The sequence below is a fragment of the Betaproteobacteria bacterium genome (assembly GCA_016709965.1).
GTDB classification, from domain to species: domain Bacteria; phylum Pseudomonadota; class Gammaproteobacteria; order Burkholderiales; family Rhodocyclaceae; genus Azonexus; species Azonexus amarohabitans.
This window is the reverse complement of record JADJLT010000001.1, coordinates 1,089,819-1,106,151: the sequence shown is the minus strand read 5'-3', so window position 1 is coordinate 1,106,151 and position 16,333 is coordinate 1,089,819. Positions and strand designations below refer to the sequence as shown.

The 16,333-nt window shown below is 53.2% G+C and carries 19 protein-coding genes; 5 read left to right on the top strand and 14 right to left on the bottom strand.

What is annotated here, in order from left to right; translation table 11 throughout:
* Both flgL and IPJ12_05540 read left to right on the top strand, forming a co-directional pair.
* On the top strand, nucleotides 1–1,275 hold the full coding sequence (gene flgL / locus IPJ12_05545) for a flagellar hook-associated protein FlgL (GenBank protein MBK7646622.1): 1,275 nt from the start codon (nucleotides 1–3) through the stop codon (nucleotides 1,273–1,275).
* Nucleotides 1,272–1,739 carry a hypothetical protein gene (locus IPJ12_05540; GenBank protein MBK7646621.1) on the top strand — a complete coding sequence of 156 codons (468 nt, stop codon included), beginning with the start codon at nucleotides 1,272–1,274 and terminating at the stop codon, nucleotides 1,737–1,739. The genes flgL and IPJ12_05540 overlap by 4 nt, the downstream gene beginning before the upstream one ends.
* 6 nt (nucleotides 1,740–1,745) lie before the next feature.
* On the opposite strand, the gene fliR is transcribed toward IPJ12_05540, so the two are convergent.
* From fliR to fliF, 13 genes are all read right to left on the bottom strand, one after another.
* Nucleotides 1,746–2,528, bottom strand: coding sequence for a flagellar biosynthetic protein FliR (gene fliR / locus IPJ12_05535; GenBank protein ID MBK7646620.1), 783 nt, complete (start codon nucleotides 2,526–2,528; stop codon nucleotides 1,746–1,748).
* Nucleotide 2,529: 1 nt separating this feature from the next.
* Nucleotides 2,530–2,799: a flagellar biosynthesis protein FliQ gene (gene fliQ / locus IPJ12_05530; GenBank protein ID MBK7646619.1), complete on the bottom strand. Its 270-nt coding sequence runs from the start codon at nucleotides 2,797–2,799 to the stop codon at nucleotides 2,530–2,532.
* On the bottom strand, nucleotides 2,796–3,545 hold the full coding sequence (gene fliP, locus IPJ12_05525; protein MBK7646618.1) for a flagellar type III secretion system pore protein FliP: 750 nt from the start codon (nucleotides 3,543–3,545) through the stop codon (nucleotides 2,796–2,798). The genes fliQ and fliP overlap by 4 nt, the downstream gene beginning before the upstream one ends.
* Nucleotides 3,538–3,942, bottom strand: coding sequence for a flagellar biosynthetic protein FliO (gene fliO / locus IPJ12_05520; GenBank protein MBK7646617.1), 405 nt, complete (start codon nucleotides 3,940–3,942; stop codon nucleotides 3,538–3,540). Before fliO ends, fliP begins: the two co-directional genes overlap by 8 nt.
* A gap of 58 nt (nucleotides 3,943–4,000) precedes the next feature.
* Complete coding sequence (fliN, locus tag IPJ12_05515; protein ID MBK7646616.1) at nucleotides 4,001–4,444, bottom strand: flagellar motor switch protein FliN; 444 nt, start codon at nucleotides 4,442–4,444, stop codon at nucleotides 4,001–4,003.
* Nucleotides 4,437–5,453 (bottom strand): flagellar motor switch protein FliM, encoded by a 1,017-nt coding sequence (fliM, locus tag IPJ12_05510; protein MBK7646615.1) that lies wholly within the window; start codon nucleotides 5,451–5,453, stop codon nucleotides 4,437–4,439. The genes fliN and fliM overlap by 8 nt, the downstream gene beginning before the upstream one ends.
* A 6-nt stretch (nucleotides 5,454–5,459) precedes the next feature.
* A complete protein-coding gene (locus tag IPJ12_05505; protein ID MBK7646614.1) occupies nucleotides 5,460–6,029 on the bottom strand; it encodes a flagellar basal body-associated FliL family protein in 570 nt (189 codons plus the stop codon).
* 29 nt (nucleotides 6,030–6,058) lie between these two features.
* Complete coding sequence (locus tag IPJ12_05500; protein MBK7646613.1) at nucleotides 6,059–7,090, bottom strand: flagellar hook-length control protein FliK; 1,032 nt, start codon at nucleotides 7,088–7,090, stop codon at nucleotides 6,059–6,061.
* A 64-nt stretch (nucleotides 7,091–7,154) separates the two neighbouring features.
* Complete coding sequence (gene fliJ / locus IPJ12_05495; GenBank protein ID MBK7646612.1) at nucleotides 7,155–7,616, bottom strand: flagellar export protein FliJ; 462 nt, start codon at nucleotides 7,614–7,616, stop codon at nucleotides 7,155–7,157.
* A 6-nt stretch (nucleotides 7,617–7,622) separates the two neighbouring features.
* On the bottom strand, nucleotides 7,623–9,041 hold the full coding sequence (gene fliI, locus IPJ12_05490; protein MBK7646611.1) for a flagellar protein export ATPase FliI: 1,419 nt from the start codon (nucleotides 9,039–9,041) through the stop codon (nucleotides 7,623–7,625).
* Nucleotides 9,023–9,733, bottom strand: coding sequence for a flagellar assembly protein FliH (locus IPJ12_05485; GenBank protein MBK7646610.1), 711 nt, complete (start codon nucleotides 9,731–9,733; stop codon nucleotides 9,023–9,025). Before IPJ12_05485 ends, fliI begins: the two co-directional genes overlap by 19 nt.
* A gap of 3 nt (nucleotides 9,734–9,736) precedes the next feature.
* On the bottom strand, nucleotides 9,737–10,741 hold the full coding sequence (gene fliG / locus IPJ12_05480; GenBank protein ID MBK7646609.1) for a flagellar motor switch protein FliG: 1,005 nt from the start codon (nucleotides 10,739–10,741) through the stop codon (nucleotides 9,737–9,739).
* A complete protein-coding gene (gene fliF / locus IPJ12_05475) occupies nucleotides 10,731–12,488 on the bottom strand; it encodes a flagellar M-ring protein FliF (protein MBK7646608.1) in 1,758 nt (585 codons plus the stop codon). The genes fliG and fliF overlap by 11 nt, the downstream gene beginning before the upstream one ends.
* Before the next feature lie 108 nt (nucleotides 12,489–12,596).
* Here fliF and IPJ12_05470 point away from each other — a divergent pair, with 108 nt between their 5' ends.
* From IPJ12_05470 to fliE, 3 genes are read left to right on the top strand one after another with little or no spacing between them, the layout of a single operon-like run.
* Nucleotides 12,597–13,784, top strand: coding sequence for a PAS domain-containing protein (locus IPJ12_05470; GenBank protein ID MBK7646607.1), 1,188 nt, complete (start codon nucleotides 12,597–12,599; stop codon nucleotides 13,782–13,784).
* A 1-nt stretch (nucleotide 13,785) separates the two neighbouring features.
* Nucleotides 13,786–15,156, top strand: coding sequence for a sigma-54-dependent Fis family transcriptional regulator (locus IPJ12_05465; protein ID MBK7646606.1), 1,371 nt, complete (start codon nucleotides 13,786–13,788; stop codon nucleotides 15,154–15,156).
* A 49-nt stretch (nucleotides 15,157–15,205) separates the two neighbouring features.
* Nucleotides 15,206–15,526 carry a flagellar hook-basal body complex protein FliE gene (fliE, locus tag IPJ12_05460; protein ID MBK7646605.1) on the top strand — a complete coding sequence of 107 codons (321 nt, stop codon included), beginning with the start codon at nucleotides 15,206–15,208 and terminating at the stop codon, nucleotides 15,524–15,526.
* On the opposite strand, the gene IPJ12_05455 is transcribed toward fliE, so the two are convergent.
* Nucleotides 15,523–16,317, bottom strand: a complete 795-nt coding sequence (locus IPJ12_05455) for a flagellar brake protein (GenBank protein MBK7646604.1) — start codon at nucleotides 16,315–16,317, stop codon at nucleotides 15,523–15,525. The two genes, fliE and IPJ12_05455, sit on opposite strands and share 4 nt — an antisense overlap.
* Between the last annotated feature and the right edge of the window lie 16 nt (nucleotides 16,318–16,333).

Genomic DNA, 16,333 nt, shown 5'->3' with positions numbered 1-16,333 from the left:
ATGCGAATTAGCACATCTCAGATATTTAACTCGGGTGCGAACGGAATTGGTCGCAACCAGAGTGACTTGTTCAAGTTGCAAAATCAGATGTCTACCGGCCGCAGGGTGTTGACGCCGGCAGATGATCCGATAGGTTCAGCGCAAGCATTGGTATTGACGCAATCGGCGGCTGTTTCAGCACAGTTCTTGACGAATCAGAGCAATGCCCAAGGCAAACTGAGTCTTGTAGAGTCGCAAGTCGCATCTGTTGGCGACCTGCTGCAAAACGTACGGGACCGGCTGGTTCAGGCAGGTAGTACTACGCTGACGAATAGTGATCGTTCCTATATCAAGACAGAGCTGGAGGCACGTTATTCTGAGTTGATGGGGCTAGCCAATGCACAGGACGGGGAGGGTAACTACCTGTTTTCCGGGTATCAAGGTGCGGTAAAGCCGTTCAGCGAAACAGCATCCGGTGCGGCTTATCTGGGAGATGACGGTAAGCGGATGTTGCAGGTCGGCGCATCTCGTCAAATGGCAACCAATGTAAGCGGTAAGGAATTGTTTGAAGCAGTGCGAAATGGCAATGGCAATTTCGTTACTTCCGCGGCTACTACAGGTGTCGGCGCTCCAATTAATACAGGCTCTGGAATCATTGACCAAGGTTCTGTTTCCGATCCACTCAAATGGGCGGCAGCGCTTTCCGCCTATCCTGGCGGGGTGCAAATCCAGTTTTCGGTGACCGGTGGTGTTACAAGCTATCAATTGTTTGATAATCCCGCAGGAACGACAGCTTATACCGCCCCTCAACCCTACTCGCCGGGGCAATCGATCAAGCTGGAAAGAACGACGGCACCAGCATCCGATTTCGGTTCAAGTGTCGTGCTTTCCGGGCAGCCTGCCAATGGCGATACGTTCACCATCGTCCCGAGTACAAATCAAAGCATTTTTACCACCTTGCGTAGTGCCATCGACACGCTGATTACTGGCATTAGTGGCGCATATACCTCGACGGAGTACTCCAACAGACTTGCTGAAAGTTTAGGGGGAATTGATCAAGCGCTTGAGAATGTAAATAAAGTTCGCGCGGGTATAGGCTCGAGTCTCAAGGAGCTGGATTCGTTGACCAATTCAGGGGAGGATATGAAGCTCCAATATGCTGCCTCGTTATCCGCATTGCAGGACCTTGACTACACGCAGGCGATAACCGATATCTCACAAAAAAAGATGCAGCTTGAAGCGGCACAATTGGCTTTTAAGCAGATTAGCCAACTCAGCTTGTTCAGCATCCTATGAAAATAAAAATACTTTTGATTGCTGGTGGTGCGCTGTTGGCTTCAGGTTGCAGCTCGACCGGGTCGTCAGGCTCGGCGATTATTCCGAACAAGGCGATCCAGTTAACGGCGAAGACCTCTATCTCGCTGGCCAACTTGGCAACTACCGCGGTGGTGGCTGCGGCAATCTATGTTGTTTATGACCCGCTGGCGCCAAATTGGGAAATTGAAGAGGCTCGCCTCAATGATGATACTTATCGCTTCTCATTAAAGATGAAGCGCTACCATACTGGCGGTGCCGGAGAGTCGATCCAGATTCTCAAACGTCGGGCAAGTCAGTTGCAGTATGAGCAGGGATTCGGCAGCTATCAGATCGTCGAGTACACCGAAGGGATCGACTCTCAAACGATCGGCGCGCGCCGCGTTGCTGAGGGTGTTGTTCGCCTGGTTCAGCGACAGCAAGCAGATTCATTCCTGCAAAACTAGACAGGCTTATTTGCCTGGCAAAGCATATCCAAGCATGGCACTCATCCCGAATTCAAAAATATTCTGTAGCGGTGTCGCAAGATAATTCAGGCTGACTGCAAGCCCAAAAAATCCACCTATTAGCGTTAAAGGGAAACCTAACGCGAATATATTCAGTTGGGGGGCTGCTCGAGTTAATACGGCGAGTGCAACATTGGTGATCAGCAGCGCGACCACTATAGGGAGCGCCAACAGCAACCCCGCCGAGAATATTTTCCCTCCCAGTTCGGCTAAATTTAACCAAGATCCAGCACCAAGTGGCACTGCACTGACCGGGATACTCGAGAAACTTTGCACCAAGGTCGCCAAATAAAGAAGGTGGCCATTCATGGACAGAAATAGCAGTAGCGCAATCAAGTTGATAAATTCTGAAATTACAGGTGTTTGTGATGAACTCAATGGGTCATAGAAGGTAGCGAAGCCCAGTCCCATTTGCGCGCCGATAAATTCGCCTGCCAACTCAATCCCGCTAAATACGATTTTCGCTGCAAATCCCATTCCAATACCGATCAACATTTGTTGCAACAGGATCCACAGGCCCGCAAGCGACGCCGGTTGAACTATCGGCATAGCTGGCAGGATTGGGGTGATGGCAACAGTAATGGCGATAGCCAAAATCAGGCGAGTGCGGCCAGGCACACCGGCATTACTCCACAGAGGAGCGGTCGCAATGAAAGCCAGGATACGTGTTAACGGATAGATGAAGGCAACAATCCAAGCATCGATCTGTGCGGAGTCGATGCTGAACATATTAGCCAATCAATTGCGGAATACTGCCGAAAAGGCGCTGGATGTAATCGATCAGGTACTGCAGTATCCAGGGGCCTGCTAAAAGTAGCACAACGAACATTGCTACCAGTTTGGGAACAAATTGCAGTGTGGACTCGTTCAGTTGAGTGGCGGCTTGGAAGATGCTGACAATGAGTCCGACGATAAGCGCTGTGAGCAGCATTGGAGCGGAAATCAGAAGCGTGACTTCGATAGCCTGTCTGCCAATTTCCATGACGATTCCCGGAGTCATGGACTGAAACTCTGAATCAGCGAACCAATAACAAGATGCCAGCCGTCAACCAGAACAAAGAGCATCAGTTTGAAAGGCATGGCTATCATCACCGGAGACATCATCATCATCCCCATAGACATCAACATGCTGGCGACGACCATGTCTATGACGAGAAATGGAATGAAAATGATGAAACCGATCTGGAATGCGGTTTTAAGCTCACTGATTACAAAAGCCGGGACCAAAATACGTAGTGGTGTGTCTTCGGGCTTTTCTATCTTGTCGATTTTTGCGATCCCGGCAAATAGGGCGAGATCGGATTCTCGGGTCTGTTTAAGCATGAACCCACGCATAGGGATCGCTGCACGATCAGCGGCCTGAATGATGTTTATCCGGTTTTCGGAGAGCGGAACATAGGCCTCCGTATATACTTTTTCCAGAACCGGACTCATCACGAAAAAGGTTAGGAACAGGGACAATCCGACGATGACTTGGTTTGGCGGCGCAGTCTGCATACCCATGGCATGGCGCAGCAAAGAAAGCACAATGACGATACGAGTAAAGCCTGTCATCATCAGCACGATGGCCGGTATGAAGGACAAGGCAGTCATCAACAGCAATGTTTGTATCGTCAGTGAGTAAGTGGTTCCACCGCCTGCAGTTGGCGTGCTGGTGATTGCAGGGAGTCCCCCTGCATTGGTTTGCGCAAGAGCAAGTCCGATGGGCAGCAGGAGGGCAATCCCGATCGCTACGTGCCTATTCATGGCCGCGCCGCTCTGTAATTCCATGTAACCACTGTGCAAATGGTTTGTCAGCTGTGGCCAGTGGGTTTTCGCTTGGTGTACTACCTTTCTCCAAACGATGCAACGTACGAATTTGGCCTGGCACTATGCCTACAACCAACCACTCGTTTCCTATTTCGAGCAGAACAATACGCTCACGTGGGCCGAGCGCCACTCCGCCGACAATCTTCATTCCTCCTCGCCCGAAACCTTTTCCGCCGGAAACTTTACGTGCCAACCAAGCGGTTCCGGCCAGGACGCCGACAATCAGTACCAAGGCTAGTGCAGCCTGTATATAGGTCCCCGAAGAAACGCCAACCGGTGCCGATTCGGCAGCATATACAGCGGTGGGGAGGAATAATGAAATGAAACGTAGCAAGGCAGACCCAGGGAGCGTGAAATCAGTCAGCTATCTTAATGCAATCTTGCTGGGGTGTTTAGCGATTGAGTTTTCGCATCCGTTCGGAGGGGGTGATGATGTCGGTCAAACGAATACCGAATTTGTCGTTAACCACGACAACTTCTCCTTGGGCAATCAGCGTGCCATTGACCATGACGTCCATGGGTTCGCCGGCCATTGCGTCCAGTTCAACGACTGAGCCGTGGGCTAATTGCAGCAGGTTCTTTATGGTTATTTTTGTGCGCCCGAGCTCGACTGTAATCTGGACGGGTATATCCAGAATCATGTCCAGTTCGTTCATCATGCCAGTATTGCCTGAGTTACCGCCAAAGGAGGGGAAGATATCTGCCGGCTGTGCAGCCTGGCCTGAAGAGGGGTCGGTGATGGCTTGCTCTGCCATTGCTGCAGCCCAGTCATCTTCGCTGATTTGGTCCGCATCCACCGCGGCATTGTTTTCAATATTTTCCATTTCGTCAGCCATTTTTTTCTCCGGGTGCAACATCGGCGTGCGGTGCTTCGGGTGCTGCTGCGATAAATCGCTCAACTTTCAACGCATATTGGCCGCTCTGTTGGCCAAAGGTACATTCGATCAGAGGAACTCCGTCGACCATTGCTTCAATTTTTTCCGGGATATGTAGAGGAACCACATCACCAATTTTTAGTTTCAATATTTGACCTAGAGTGATTTTTCCGGAGCCAAGTTGGGCTACGATTTCGACTTCAGCGCCTTGTAATTGCTTGCGCAGTGTTCCAATCCAGCGCTTGTCGGATGAGAGCTGGTCGCTCTGCATGGTGCTGTATAGCAAATCCCGTATGGGCTCAAGCATGGAGTATGGGAAGCAAATGTGCATATCCGCCGTCGCCCCACCAAATTCCAAGGTAAAGGTGGTAGACACCACGATTTCCGAAGGCGTGGCGATATTGGCAAATTGCGAGTTCATCTCTGAGCGAATGTACTCAAAGTTGATGTCGTAAACTGGCTTCCAGGATTTGCTGTATTCCGTAAATACAACGTTGAGCAATCCTTGAATGATGCGTTGTTCTGTAGGCGTGAAATCACGTCCTTCGACGCGGGTATGGAATCGCCCATCACCCCCAAACATATTATCGACGACCAAGAAGACGAGGTTGGGGTCAAAAACGAAAAGAGCTGTACCGCGCAAGGGTTTTGCAATGACCAGATTCAGGTTGGTCGGTACGACAAGGTTACGAATGAATTCGCTGTATTTTTGAACGCGAATAGGTCCTACAGAAATCTCGGCATTCCGGTGCATGTAGTTGAAAAGGCCAATGCGAAGATAACGGGCAAATCGCTCGTTAACCAACTCCAACGTTGGCATGCGTCCTCGGACGATGCGTTCCTGGGTGCCAATGTTGTAGGCGCGGACCCCCCCGCCATCGCCCTCACTCTCTTCGGGTTCGTCGGCTTCGCCAGTGACGCCCTTGAGAAGCGCGTCAACTTCATCTTGAGAGAGAAAATCGCCTGCCATGGCTCCTTACTGAATAATGAAGGAGGTGAAAAGAACAGACTTGACAGGGCCTTCCGGCGTGACCATTTCGCCCTTTCTGTTTTTCTTTGGCGGATTGATGACGGAATTGATCTCGTCTTTCAATGTTTCAGCCAGCTGCTCCTTACCCTCCTTTGTCAACAACTCCGAGGCTTTCTTGGAGGAGAGTAGCAAAGTCAGATTATTGCGAATTTTTGGCATCTGCGTTTTGAGGGTAGGCTCTTCGGCCGGATCCTCGATTTCAAGAGAGACGATCACCTGTAGGTACTGGTCTCCGGTTTCAGGCACCAGGTTCACTGTGAATGCCTCGAGATTTACGAAAACAGGCGCAGCGTGAGCCTCTTTTTTCTTGTCTTTTTTCTTGGACTTGGTGGTTTCTTCCGGGACTTCCTCATCGCCATCTTCTGAGTGATCACCCTTCTTGAGAAGCATGTACGCAGCACCGCCGCCGCCAAGAACTACAAGCAGAACGACAGTGAGGATGATGATCAACAGTTTTTTGCTTTTTTTGGGGGGCTCGGCAACCCCGTCGTCCGCTGGCTTGGCATCCTTGGCCATGAATCTTCCTCTCTTGTATCCCTTTGTGGTCAGGCGAACAAATCTACCAGTCCGCGGCCCCTTTGGAGAGCCTGCGAGCTTGCGATAGTTGCAGCTTTCTCGTTTGCCGGGAGTATAGCGTTTTCACCCATTGATTGGTTTCTGTTTCCCGACAGAAAGGGTTGATGCTGGCTTTGTTGGGAAAAATTGGCGCCAACGTTGGCATCCCCAAGGCTGATGCCAACGGAAGCCAGCATTTCTCTCAGTTGAGGCAAGCTTGCTTCAATGGACTGTCGAACTTCCGGGTGCGGTGAGGTAAATATGGCATTTGCTTGGTCGCCGCTCAGATTAAGCGTGATCTGCACCGGGCCCAATTGAGGTGGATTAATATTGATTTGAGCGGATTGTTGATTATTTTTTGCGAGCCAGACAATTCTTTCGCCGAATTTCTCCGGCCATGTCGGGCTAGTTAGCGGTGTACTTACCGCAACCTGTTTAGGGTCCAGTTTTTCTTGAGGAAAAGCCACATTGGTCAGTGCAAGATCGAAACCCGGAGATGGGCCATGATTGCCGGGCGAGTCGGCGGCAATATTTGCCGCTTCATTTGCCAATGCGGCGATCGGGGGGGCTTTCTCTTGAAGCGAATTTATTAAGCTGCCATTTTCTTTGCTTGTTGATTTTGAGTCAGCACCGTTTGATTCTGATTTGATTGGCGACGTTAATTCGGAAGGTGTCTCAAGGAGCGCGTTGTCTTCGTGGTTGCCCGACCCGAAGCTCGCCACGTTCTGTGGTTGAGGGCTTGCAACTGGTGGCTGAAGTATGCCGAGCATGGCACCAAGCATTGCAGAATCGAATGGTTCATCACCCGACTTTTCTGCTTTGTCCGCCAGCATTCCACTATTTTCCAATTTATTCGACAAGCCCGCGGTCGAGGCTGTGATTTGCGATTGAGCCGCACCCCGGGTTTGAGCGAATAGTAATGTCGCAAAATCAGCAGGTAATTCATTGATTGGTGATGCCGCAGCGCCGGAAGCAGAGATGCCAAGGTTGGCAGCGGTGTTGGAAACGATACTGACGCTCATGCAACCCCCAAAGTAGATACTTATTTGCTAACACTTGAGCAATATATATGCCTAATACTATTCTCTAGAGGTCGCCGTCCTCGGAATTCTCCTTGATGCTGTATTTTCTTGAAGAGAATTCGTCTTGTAGCTTTTGGTCCTGCCGGTTTTCGCGGTAGCGCATACGAGCGTCGTGGCGCAGCGAGAGAGTATCAATTGCCTTTAGCTTTTTGTTCTGTTCCTGCCAGTGATCCTTGCCGGCTTTGGTGCTCAGTTCTGAGGTCTCAACGGCAATTCGCTGTTGTGAAATTGCTTCGTCTATCCTGGCAAGAAAGGCTTGATAATTCAGCAGTATGAAGCGTGTGACGCCTTGCATTGTGGCATCACGCAAGCGTTGAGCGTATTCATCACGGTACTGTTCAAGCATCTCTAAACGGCTACGCTGACTTTGCTCGGCAGCGATTAATTTGCCTAGCTTGCGCGTGGCTTCATCTGAGCGTGTCTGCATGACCTCGAGCAATGGTTGCAGTGAGAAGGCTTGTGTCATGTTCGGTTAGAAGAGATTTTTCAAGGCCTCTATGCTGGCCGGGAAACTGGATTGCTCAGTTAGTTGCTGCTGTAGAAAATGCTCCATCTTCGGATATGCGCCAATCGCTTGGTCGAGGACCGGGTCGGAGCCTGGAGAATATGCGCCTACCGAAATCAGGTCACGTGAACGCTGATATCTTGAAAAAAATACTTTGAATTTTCGTATGTTTTCAAGTTGATCGTTGTCGATCAAGCTCACCATGGCTCGGCTAATTGATTGTTCAATGTCAATTGCAGGGTAATGCCCGGCATCGGCCAAGGTGCGTGACAACACAATATGGCCATCCAGAATGGCGCGTGCCGAGTCGGCGATGGGGTCTTGTTGGTCGTCACCTTCAGCGAGCACGGTATAAAAGGCGGTGATCGAACCGCCGCCAACCCGCCCATTTCCGGCTCGCTCAACAAGTTGCGGTAGGCGGGCAAATACGGATGGCGGATAGCCGCGGGTGGCGGGAGGTTCTCCAATGGCCAAGGCAATTTCACGTTGAGCCATTGCATAGCGGGTTAGAGAGTCCATGATCAATAGCACCTGCTTGCCTTGGTCACGAAAATACTCGGCGATTGTCGTGGCGTATGCCGCACCCTGTAGCCGCATTAGCGGGCCGGTATCTGCCGGCGCTGCTACGACGACCGCGCGCCGCATTCCCTCTTCTCCAAGAATTTGTTCGATGAACTCTTTGACCTCTCGCCCGCGTTCGCCAATCAGTCCAACGACAATAACCTCAGCCTCTGTATAGCGGGCCATCATGCCAAGCAATACCGATTTTCCTACTCCGGACCCAGCAAATAGCCCCATGCGTTGGCCGCGTCCGACTGTCAAAAGAGAGTTGATCGCGCGAATGCCTACATCCAGCGGCTTATCGATTGAGGCGCGCATCATCGGATTGAATGGCCGGCTTTGAAGCGAGCGAGACGACTCGGTAACTATTGGGCCCTTGTTGTCGAGTGGGCGCCCCACACCATCAAGAACTCGGCCCAGTAATTCGTTACCGACCGGAACCTGTTTGGCGCGGTCAATGGCACGTCGTCTTTTTATTCCCGGAAAATCAATGCAGGGCGGGGGCGATGGCGGGTCGCAGGCTTCAACCTTGGCACCCGGAGCAAGTCCAAAGACATCATCGGACGGCATTAGATAGAGTTTCTCATTGGCAAAGCCAACGACTTCTGCTTCAACCGGGGCGCCACCGCTAGGAACGATTCGACAGGTGCTGCCAAGTGGTAGTTTGAGTCCTGTGGCCTCCATCACCAGACCATTTATTCTGGTAAGGCGACCACTCGGCCAGAGTGGCTGGGCCTGGGCGGCCGAATTTTGGCAGTAGGCGAGAAACCGCTGCCAGCGCCCGATATGATCGGGTAGGGGAAGGGTTAAGTCTCGTTCAGCCATTCTTGCGGATTGGCGCCAATGGCTTCAATGACACGCTTCCAGCGCGTTTCGATAGTTGCGTCGATACCGCAATTGCCAGCGGTAATTTGGCAACCGCCTGGAGAGATGTTGCTGTCCGGTACGATGTGGGCACCAGTATGGGCGAGTTGTTCGGTCAGGGCTGTGCGCAGGACGTTTACATCTTCCGGATTCAGGTGCAATGAAATTGCTCCATGATGGAAGGGAAGGTCGGCAATTGCCTCGCGTATTGTTGGTAGCAGCAGGTCGCGCTGCACGGACAGGCTGCCACGCAAGACTTGCGTGGCAATTTCAAGTCCGAGATCGAGTAGCTGATCAGCAATGTTTTGGTCCAAGTGGGCGATTGAAACATGCAGATTTCCGACAATGGCGCAGAGTTGCTGAATCTGGTTATCCGCGTTTTTCGCCAGCTCAGCTTCGATGGCCGCTCGGCCTTCTTCGTAGCCGACCCTAAATCCTTCGGTGCGAGCTTCCTCATTGATTTGTTGAAGCGCATCTGCTGTGGGAAAGGGCATTTCGACGATTGTCTCGGCCACATTCGAATTGCTTGAAGGTATTTCCTTGGGGGGCGCAGCCGCAATTTTTTCGGCGCTTGGCTGAGCCGCTTTATCGAAGGAGGTAACTTGCCAGCGTTGATAGCCGGCAAGTCGCTCTTTGGGAATGAAGCCTGACATGGGTTAGAGCATCTGCTCGCCGCCGGCGCCACCGAGGACAATTTGTCCCTCGTCGGCAAGGCGGCGAACGACCTTTAGAATTTCCTTCTGTTCGGCCTCGACCTCGGATAGTCGGACCGGCCCCTTTGACTCCAGGTCTTCTCGCAACATTTCAGCGGCACGCTGTGACATGTTCTTGAAGATTTTCTCGCGCAATTCTGGGGAGGCTCCTTTGAGTGCGAGGATCAGGGAATCGGACTGAACTTCGCGAAGGATGAGTTGAATGGAACGGTCGTCGATTTCCAGCAGATTTTCGAAAACAAACATTTCGTCGAGAATCTTTTGCGCGAGATCGGGATCGTATTCGCGAATGGCGTCGACAACCGAAGTTTCGTTGTTGGTGCCAATGAAATTGAGAATTTCTGCAACGGTTCGTACGCCGCCCATGGCCGTGCGCTTGACACTGGATGAGCCCGCTAGGATACGCATCATGGCCTCGTTAAGTTCCTTGAGCGCAGCGGGCTGGATGCCTTCAAGCGTAGCAATACGGAGCACGACATCGTTGCGCAAACGCTCCGTGAAATGATTGAGAATTTCGCTGGCATGGTCGTGTTCCAGATGAACGAGAATTGTCGCGATGATTTGCGGGTGCTCGTTTTTAATCAGGTCGGCGACGGTGGTCGCGTCCATCCACTTCAATCCTTCAATGCCGGAGGTTTCTCCTGTTTGCAGAATGCGCGAAATGAGGTTTGAGGCCTTGTCGTCGCCCAGGGCTTTGTTAAGTACGTTGCGGATGTACGCATCGGTATCGACGTGAACCGCTGACTGCTCCTCTGCGATCTGGTGAAACTCACTGAGAATTCCTTCGACTTTAGTGCGAGGAACGGATTTCAACAAGGCCATTGCATGGCCGAGCTTCTGCACCTCTCTGGGGCCGAGATGCTTGAGTACTTCGGCAGCGTGATCTTCGCCGAGTGCAATAAGTAGCGTGGCGCTCTTTTCGAGGCCTTCTTCAGGGCTAGTTGCCATTGACGCCCATCCAATCCTTGATAATGTTGGCTACGGCTTTCGGGTCTTTGTCGGCGAGCTCACGTGCTTTCTGGATCATGACCACATAATGGTCGATGTGTACTTGGGTGGCGCCGTCTTCTCCGGCTTCTGTCGTTCCACTTCCGTCACCATCGCCATGTGCCGAAATTCTGCCTTCACCCTGCCCGTGCGACCCCACTGCATCCTTGGGGGGGGAGAACATGGTCTTTACCGAAGGCTGGATGACCTTCAGGTAAAGGAAGGCGACGATACCTGCGATCAGGAGGTATTTCAGTAGATCCTTGATGTAGGAAATGTTTTCAGGATCTTTCCAGACCGGCAATTCGGCTTCACTCTTGTCAACAGCAGTGAATGGGGCGTTGGCTACCGAAATGGTATCGCCGCGTTCCTTGTTGTAGCCCATTGCTTCGCGGACCAGTTCGTTGAGCTGCTTCATCTCCGCTTCGGGAAGTGGCTTACTGACCGGCTGTCCATTCTTGTCGACATCCTTGCGGTGATTAACCACGATGGCTGCTGAAAGGCGCCGGATATCGCCCATACCTTGCTTGGTGTGACGGATGGTCTTGTCGACTTCGTAGTTGATTGTTGCATTTTTGCTGGTGCTGATCGGCTGACCGGCTGCATTGAGTGGCGCGGTGATGCCCGCGGCGTCGACTTTTCCTTGAATTTCGCCCGGTTTTCCCGGTTGACCGGGGGAGTTGCCTGTGGGGGGCTGCGTTAAGGGCGCGGTCGCCGGAACAGGCGGTTGGTTGGTCAGTGCCCCAGGCACGCCGCCGGTAGCTTGATTGACGCTCGCGCTTTCGTTGTTTTGGCGGCTGCGGATGCTGGCGCTTTCCGGTGTGTTGTTCGGGCGATAGGTTTCAGCAGTTTGCTCGCTTTGTGAAAAGTCGATATCGGCCGCAACCTGCACCTTGAAATTGTCCTGACCCAGCATAGGACTGAGAATTTCGGAAATACGCTTGATGATGCTGCTTTCTACATCACGAACATATTTAATCTGGGTAGGGTCCAGGCCGGCTTCAGTTTGCTTGTCCTTGAGCTGGGAGAGCAAAGCCCCACTCTGGTCAATGACCGCCACATTGCTGGCTGGGAGCTGCGGCACGCTGGAGGAGACCAGATGGGTGATGCCGGCAATCTGGGCGCCATCAAGGCTACGCCCTGGGTACAGGCTGAGCATGACCGAAGCTGTCGGCTTCTGCTCTTCTCGTACGAATACGGAAGGTTTTGGTATCGCCAAGTGCACGCGGGCTGACTGAATGGCGCCGATCGACTGGATGGTGCGCGCCAGTTCGCCTTCGAGACCACGTTGGTAGTTGACCTGCTCGGCAAACTGGCTGACACCGAATTTCTGGTTCTCCATCAGCTCGAAGCCAATCATGCCGCCGCGGGGCAGTCCTTGCGAGGCAAGCTTGAGTCTTACTTCGTGCACACGATCGGCGGGTACCTGCAATGCGCCGTTGTCGGTATAGCGATGCGGTACGTTCTGCTGCTCCAGAATGGTGACGATAGCGCCACCATCTTTTTCTGTCAGGTTGGAGAACAGTGTTTTCCAGTCAGGCTGGCGACTCCAGAGTATCGTGCCAACAATGATGGCAAAAATTGCTGCCACCGCGACCATGAAGACAAGTTTCTGCTGGCTGCCGAGCCGGTTGAAGGCGTCGCGCAGACGCTCCACCGGGTTTCCGTCCGGTGCTGTTCCTGCTGTCGTCTCAGTGGTTGCTGCCATCAATAGCCGGTCAAATTACGGTGAAACAGAAGAAGAATCAATCGAGAAGCCAAATTTTCCTAGAAATATTCTACTATTACCCGCACTGAATCCACCCTATCTTTTTCTATCGAAGCGGTGCAAACCAATCCCGTAATGCCAGATCACGACACCAAGACCGCCGAATTGCAACGTGCGTTTGCCATGTTCAACCAGGTTTCGGCCGAGTTGACTCAGGCATATGAGGCGTTACAACTGCGCGCTGCATCGCTGACTGAAGAGCTGGCCATAGCCAATGGTGAGTTGCGCAGGCAATATCAGGAAAAAGAGGCGCTTTCCGAACGTTTGTCGTCTTTGCTCGATGCTTTGCCTGCCGGGGTCGTCCTGCTCAATTCGACGGCTGTTGTGATTGCGGTCAATCCTGCCGCCATGGCGCTCTTTGGTGCCGAGATGCTGGGGCGGCACTGGGGGGATGTGGCGCGCGCCAGTCTTGAGCCGACCATGACTGTCGGCGAATGGTTACTTGGCGATGGTCGCGTGTCTATTGCGGAAAGTGCTTTGCCATCCGGCGGTGGGAAAATACTGCTGATTCATGACGTGACGGCGGCGCACCGAATGCAAACCGAACTTGAGCGTAATCAGCGCTTGGCGGCCATGGGCGAAATGGCCGCCTCATTGGCGCATCAATTGCGCACACCGTTGGCTGCGGCGTTGCTTCACACATCCAATCTTGGTCAAGCCGGGGTGCCCGATGAGATGCGTGCACGCTTTGCCGAAAAGGCTACTGGCCAATTGCGTAGGCTTGAGCGCTTGATTCAGGATGTACTGCTTTTTGCGCGGGGCGAAAGCATCGGGCGGGACGTCATCGCGGCTGGCGATTTGCTCGCGGAGGCAGCCCAAACCGTTGAGCCGTTGATGCGGGAACATGGTGTGGATTTTTCAGTGATTGATCGTTGTGAAGGGGCGGTCATCGTTGGTAGTAGAAAATCCCTCTTTGGTGCGCTGGTCAACCTGCTCGAAAATGCCCTGCAAGCGACACCGGCAGGCGGCAAAATTTGCCTCTCCGGCAATCGCCGCGGCGACACGCTGTTGATTGGTGTGTGCGACAGCGGTTCAGGAATTACCCGCGAAGCCAAGGCTCGAATATTTGAACCGTTTTTTACGACCAAAGGACAGGGAACCGGCCTTGGTCTGGCCATTGCCCTTGGCGTAGCAAGAGCTCACGGCGGCGCGATAGCGCTTGTTTCCGAACCCGGTTCCGGGGCGGAGTTTGTCATGACGCTGCCAGTTGGCTTGGCAGAGAACGGAACTGAATAAAATGGCAGAACACAGTTTGCCGATATTGGTTGTTGAGGACGATCCCAGCTTGCGCGAAGCAATCGGCGATACCTTGGAGCTGGCGGGGCGCCCGTATGTGGCTGTCGATGGCGGGGAGGCCGCCCTCAAGGCGCTGGGGGAGCAGGCATTTTCAATCGTGATCAGCGATGTCCGCATGATGCCAATGGATGGCATTGTGTTGCTCAAGGAAATTCGCGGTCGTTTGCCCCATCTGCCCGTGGTGCTGATGACCGCCTATGCCGAGGTCGAGAAGGCCGTTGACGCCATGCGTTCAGGCGCTTGTGACTTCCTGCTAAAGCCATTTGAGCCGAAGGCGCTTCTCGCGCACATTAATAAATATGAACTGCCGGAAAACGAGGGGAGTGACGGCGTTATTTCGATTGACCCGGCCAGCCGTGAGTTGTTTGCAATTGCCCAGCGTGTGGCACAGACCGATGCCACCGTGCTGCTCACCGGGGAGTCCGGGGTGGGCAAAGAGGTCGTTGCCCGATTTATTCATCGCCAGTCTGCTCGCAAGAGCGGCCCGTTTGTGGCCATCAACTGCGCGGCGATTCCCGACAGCCTTCTCGAAGCGACTTTGTTCGGTTACGAGAAAGGGGCGTTTACCGGGGCTCAGCAGGCGCAGGCGGGCAAGTTCGAGCAGGCGCAGGATGGCACATTGCTGCTTGATGAAGTCACTGAAATGCCCATGAGTCTGCAGGCGAAGTTGTTGCGGGTGCTTCAGGAGCGAGAGGTTGAGCGGGTTGGCGGCAAAAAGCCCGTGTCGCTGAATATCCGCATCATCGCGACGTCCAATCGCGACATGCTTGAGGCTGTTGCCAAAGGTGTATTTCGCGAGGATCTCTACTATCGGCTCAGTGTGTTTCCCGTCGCGATTCCGGCCTTGCGAGAGCGTCGCGAGGATATTGTCGCCATTGCCCGGTATTTTGTCGCCGAACATGGCGGGCGCTTCGGGCGGACCGGCATGTCCTTGACGCCGGCAGCTGAAGCGGCTTTGACGGCACATTCATGGCCTGGCAACGTGCGCGAATTGGAGAATGTCATTCAGCGTGCGCTGATCATGGCGACAGGGAAGCATATTGGCGCGGAAACTTTGCATATCGTGTCGCGGCCTAATGTTGAAACCCAGCCTTCAGGCCACCGTTCTCAGGAAATTTTGTCAGACGCCGGATTAACCGAGCCGCTGAAAAAAGCCGATAATATGAAAGACTTGGAGCGTGAGCATATTCTGAGCACCCTGGCTGAGGTGGGGGGCTCGCGCAAGAAAGCCATTGAGAGGCTGGGGATTTCAGAGCGGACATTGCGCTACAAGTTGCAGCAATATCGGGATGAAGGGCATTTTCAGGATTGATTCTGGCTTGAGATTTGCTTGTTAGTTCTTGTGGGTTTTGGAGCTGAAAATGGATACGTTGGGAATCGAACAAATGTTAAGCGCGCTGCGGACGACTGCGGCGCAAGCTTCCGGAAAGGCTGCAGAGAGTACGCCGACAGCCGGTGGGGCGGATTTCGCCCAGATTTTGCAAGGCTCCATTGACAAAGTTAATCAGACTCAAATGCAGTCGGACGAAATGGCGCAAAAGCTTGCCGCCGGCGATACGACCCAGAATCTTCATGAAGTCATGATTGCCTTGCAGACAGCCAGTGTTTCCTTCCAGGAAATGGTTCAGGTGCGCAACAAGATCGTCTCGGCCTACCAGGACGTAATGAATATGCAGGTCTAATCGGCCAGCCCGGAGTCGCGAGCCTTGCGCTCGCGCTCGATGCGAGTGATGTAGCGCTCGATCATGGCTAGCCGGGTTCCCGGCAAGTTAACGAATTCACAGCCAATCCGCAGATTGTGGATGCCGGTGTTGGCTGAAATTTCCACCAATTTCCTGACGCGAAGATTGACCAGCAGGACACCTTCGCCGGGTAGGTCCAGTCGGCAGTCCTTGAACACCGTTCCGGGTTGGCACGCCTCGGCCAGATTGGTTGGCGCGCTCAGGCTGACCCCGCCACCGCTGATGTCGGTAACCCTCGGTTCGAAAGTTCTGACATTGGTGCCGAGCGTATTGAGCGCAATTTGACAACCAATCGGGCTACCCAACGGCGGTTCGAGGCGGAAAAATTCCCTGCGTTGAAGACGCAGGATGGTGCGGGGGATGTCGGTTGATAAGGCTCGCCGACCATCGAACTGTGATTCGCGCATTGCGCCGAGCCGAAGTTGGACCTTGACGCGATCCAGGTTTGCCGCCAGTGTGATTTGCCGTGCCGCCCCTGCCGCAGTGTTAAGTGTCTCGATCTGCGCCGGATCTATCAAAATTTCGCCTTTTTCCTCGTCGACCGCAACCATCGCCGTCAGGAAAAACTGTTGGCCTGCATCGATATGGGCGCTTACCAGGCAGCCACGCTTGACGAGCAGATTGAGATAAAAGGAAATTTCCCGAGGGTTGCTCAGGAAATATTGAGCGTACTCATCAGGATGATCGATTTCGAAATCCGGTACTGGCAGTTCTTCGATGACTGTGTTCATGCGGGGCAATCATTAA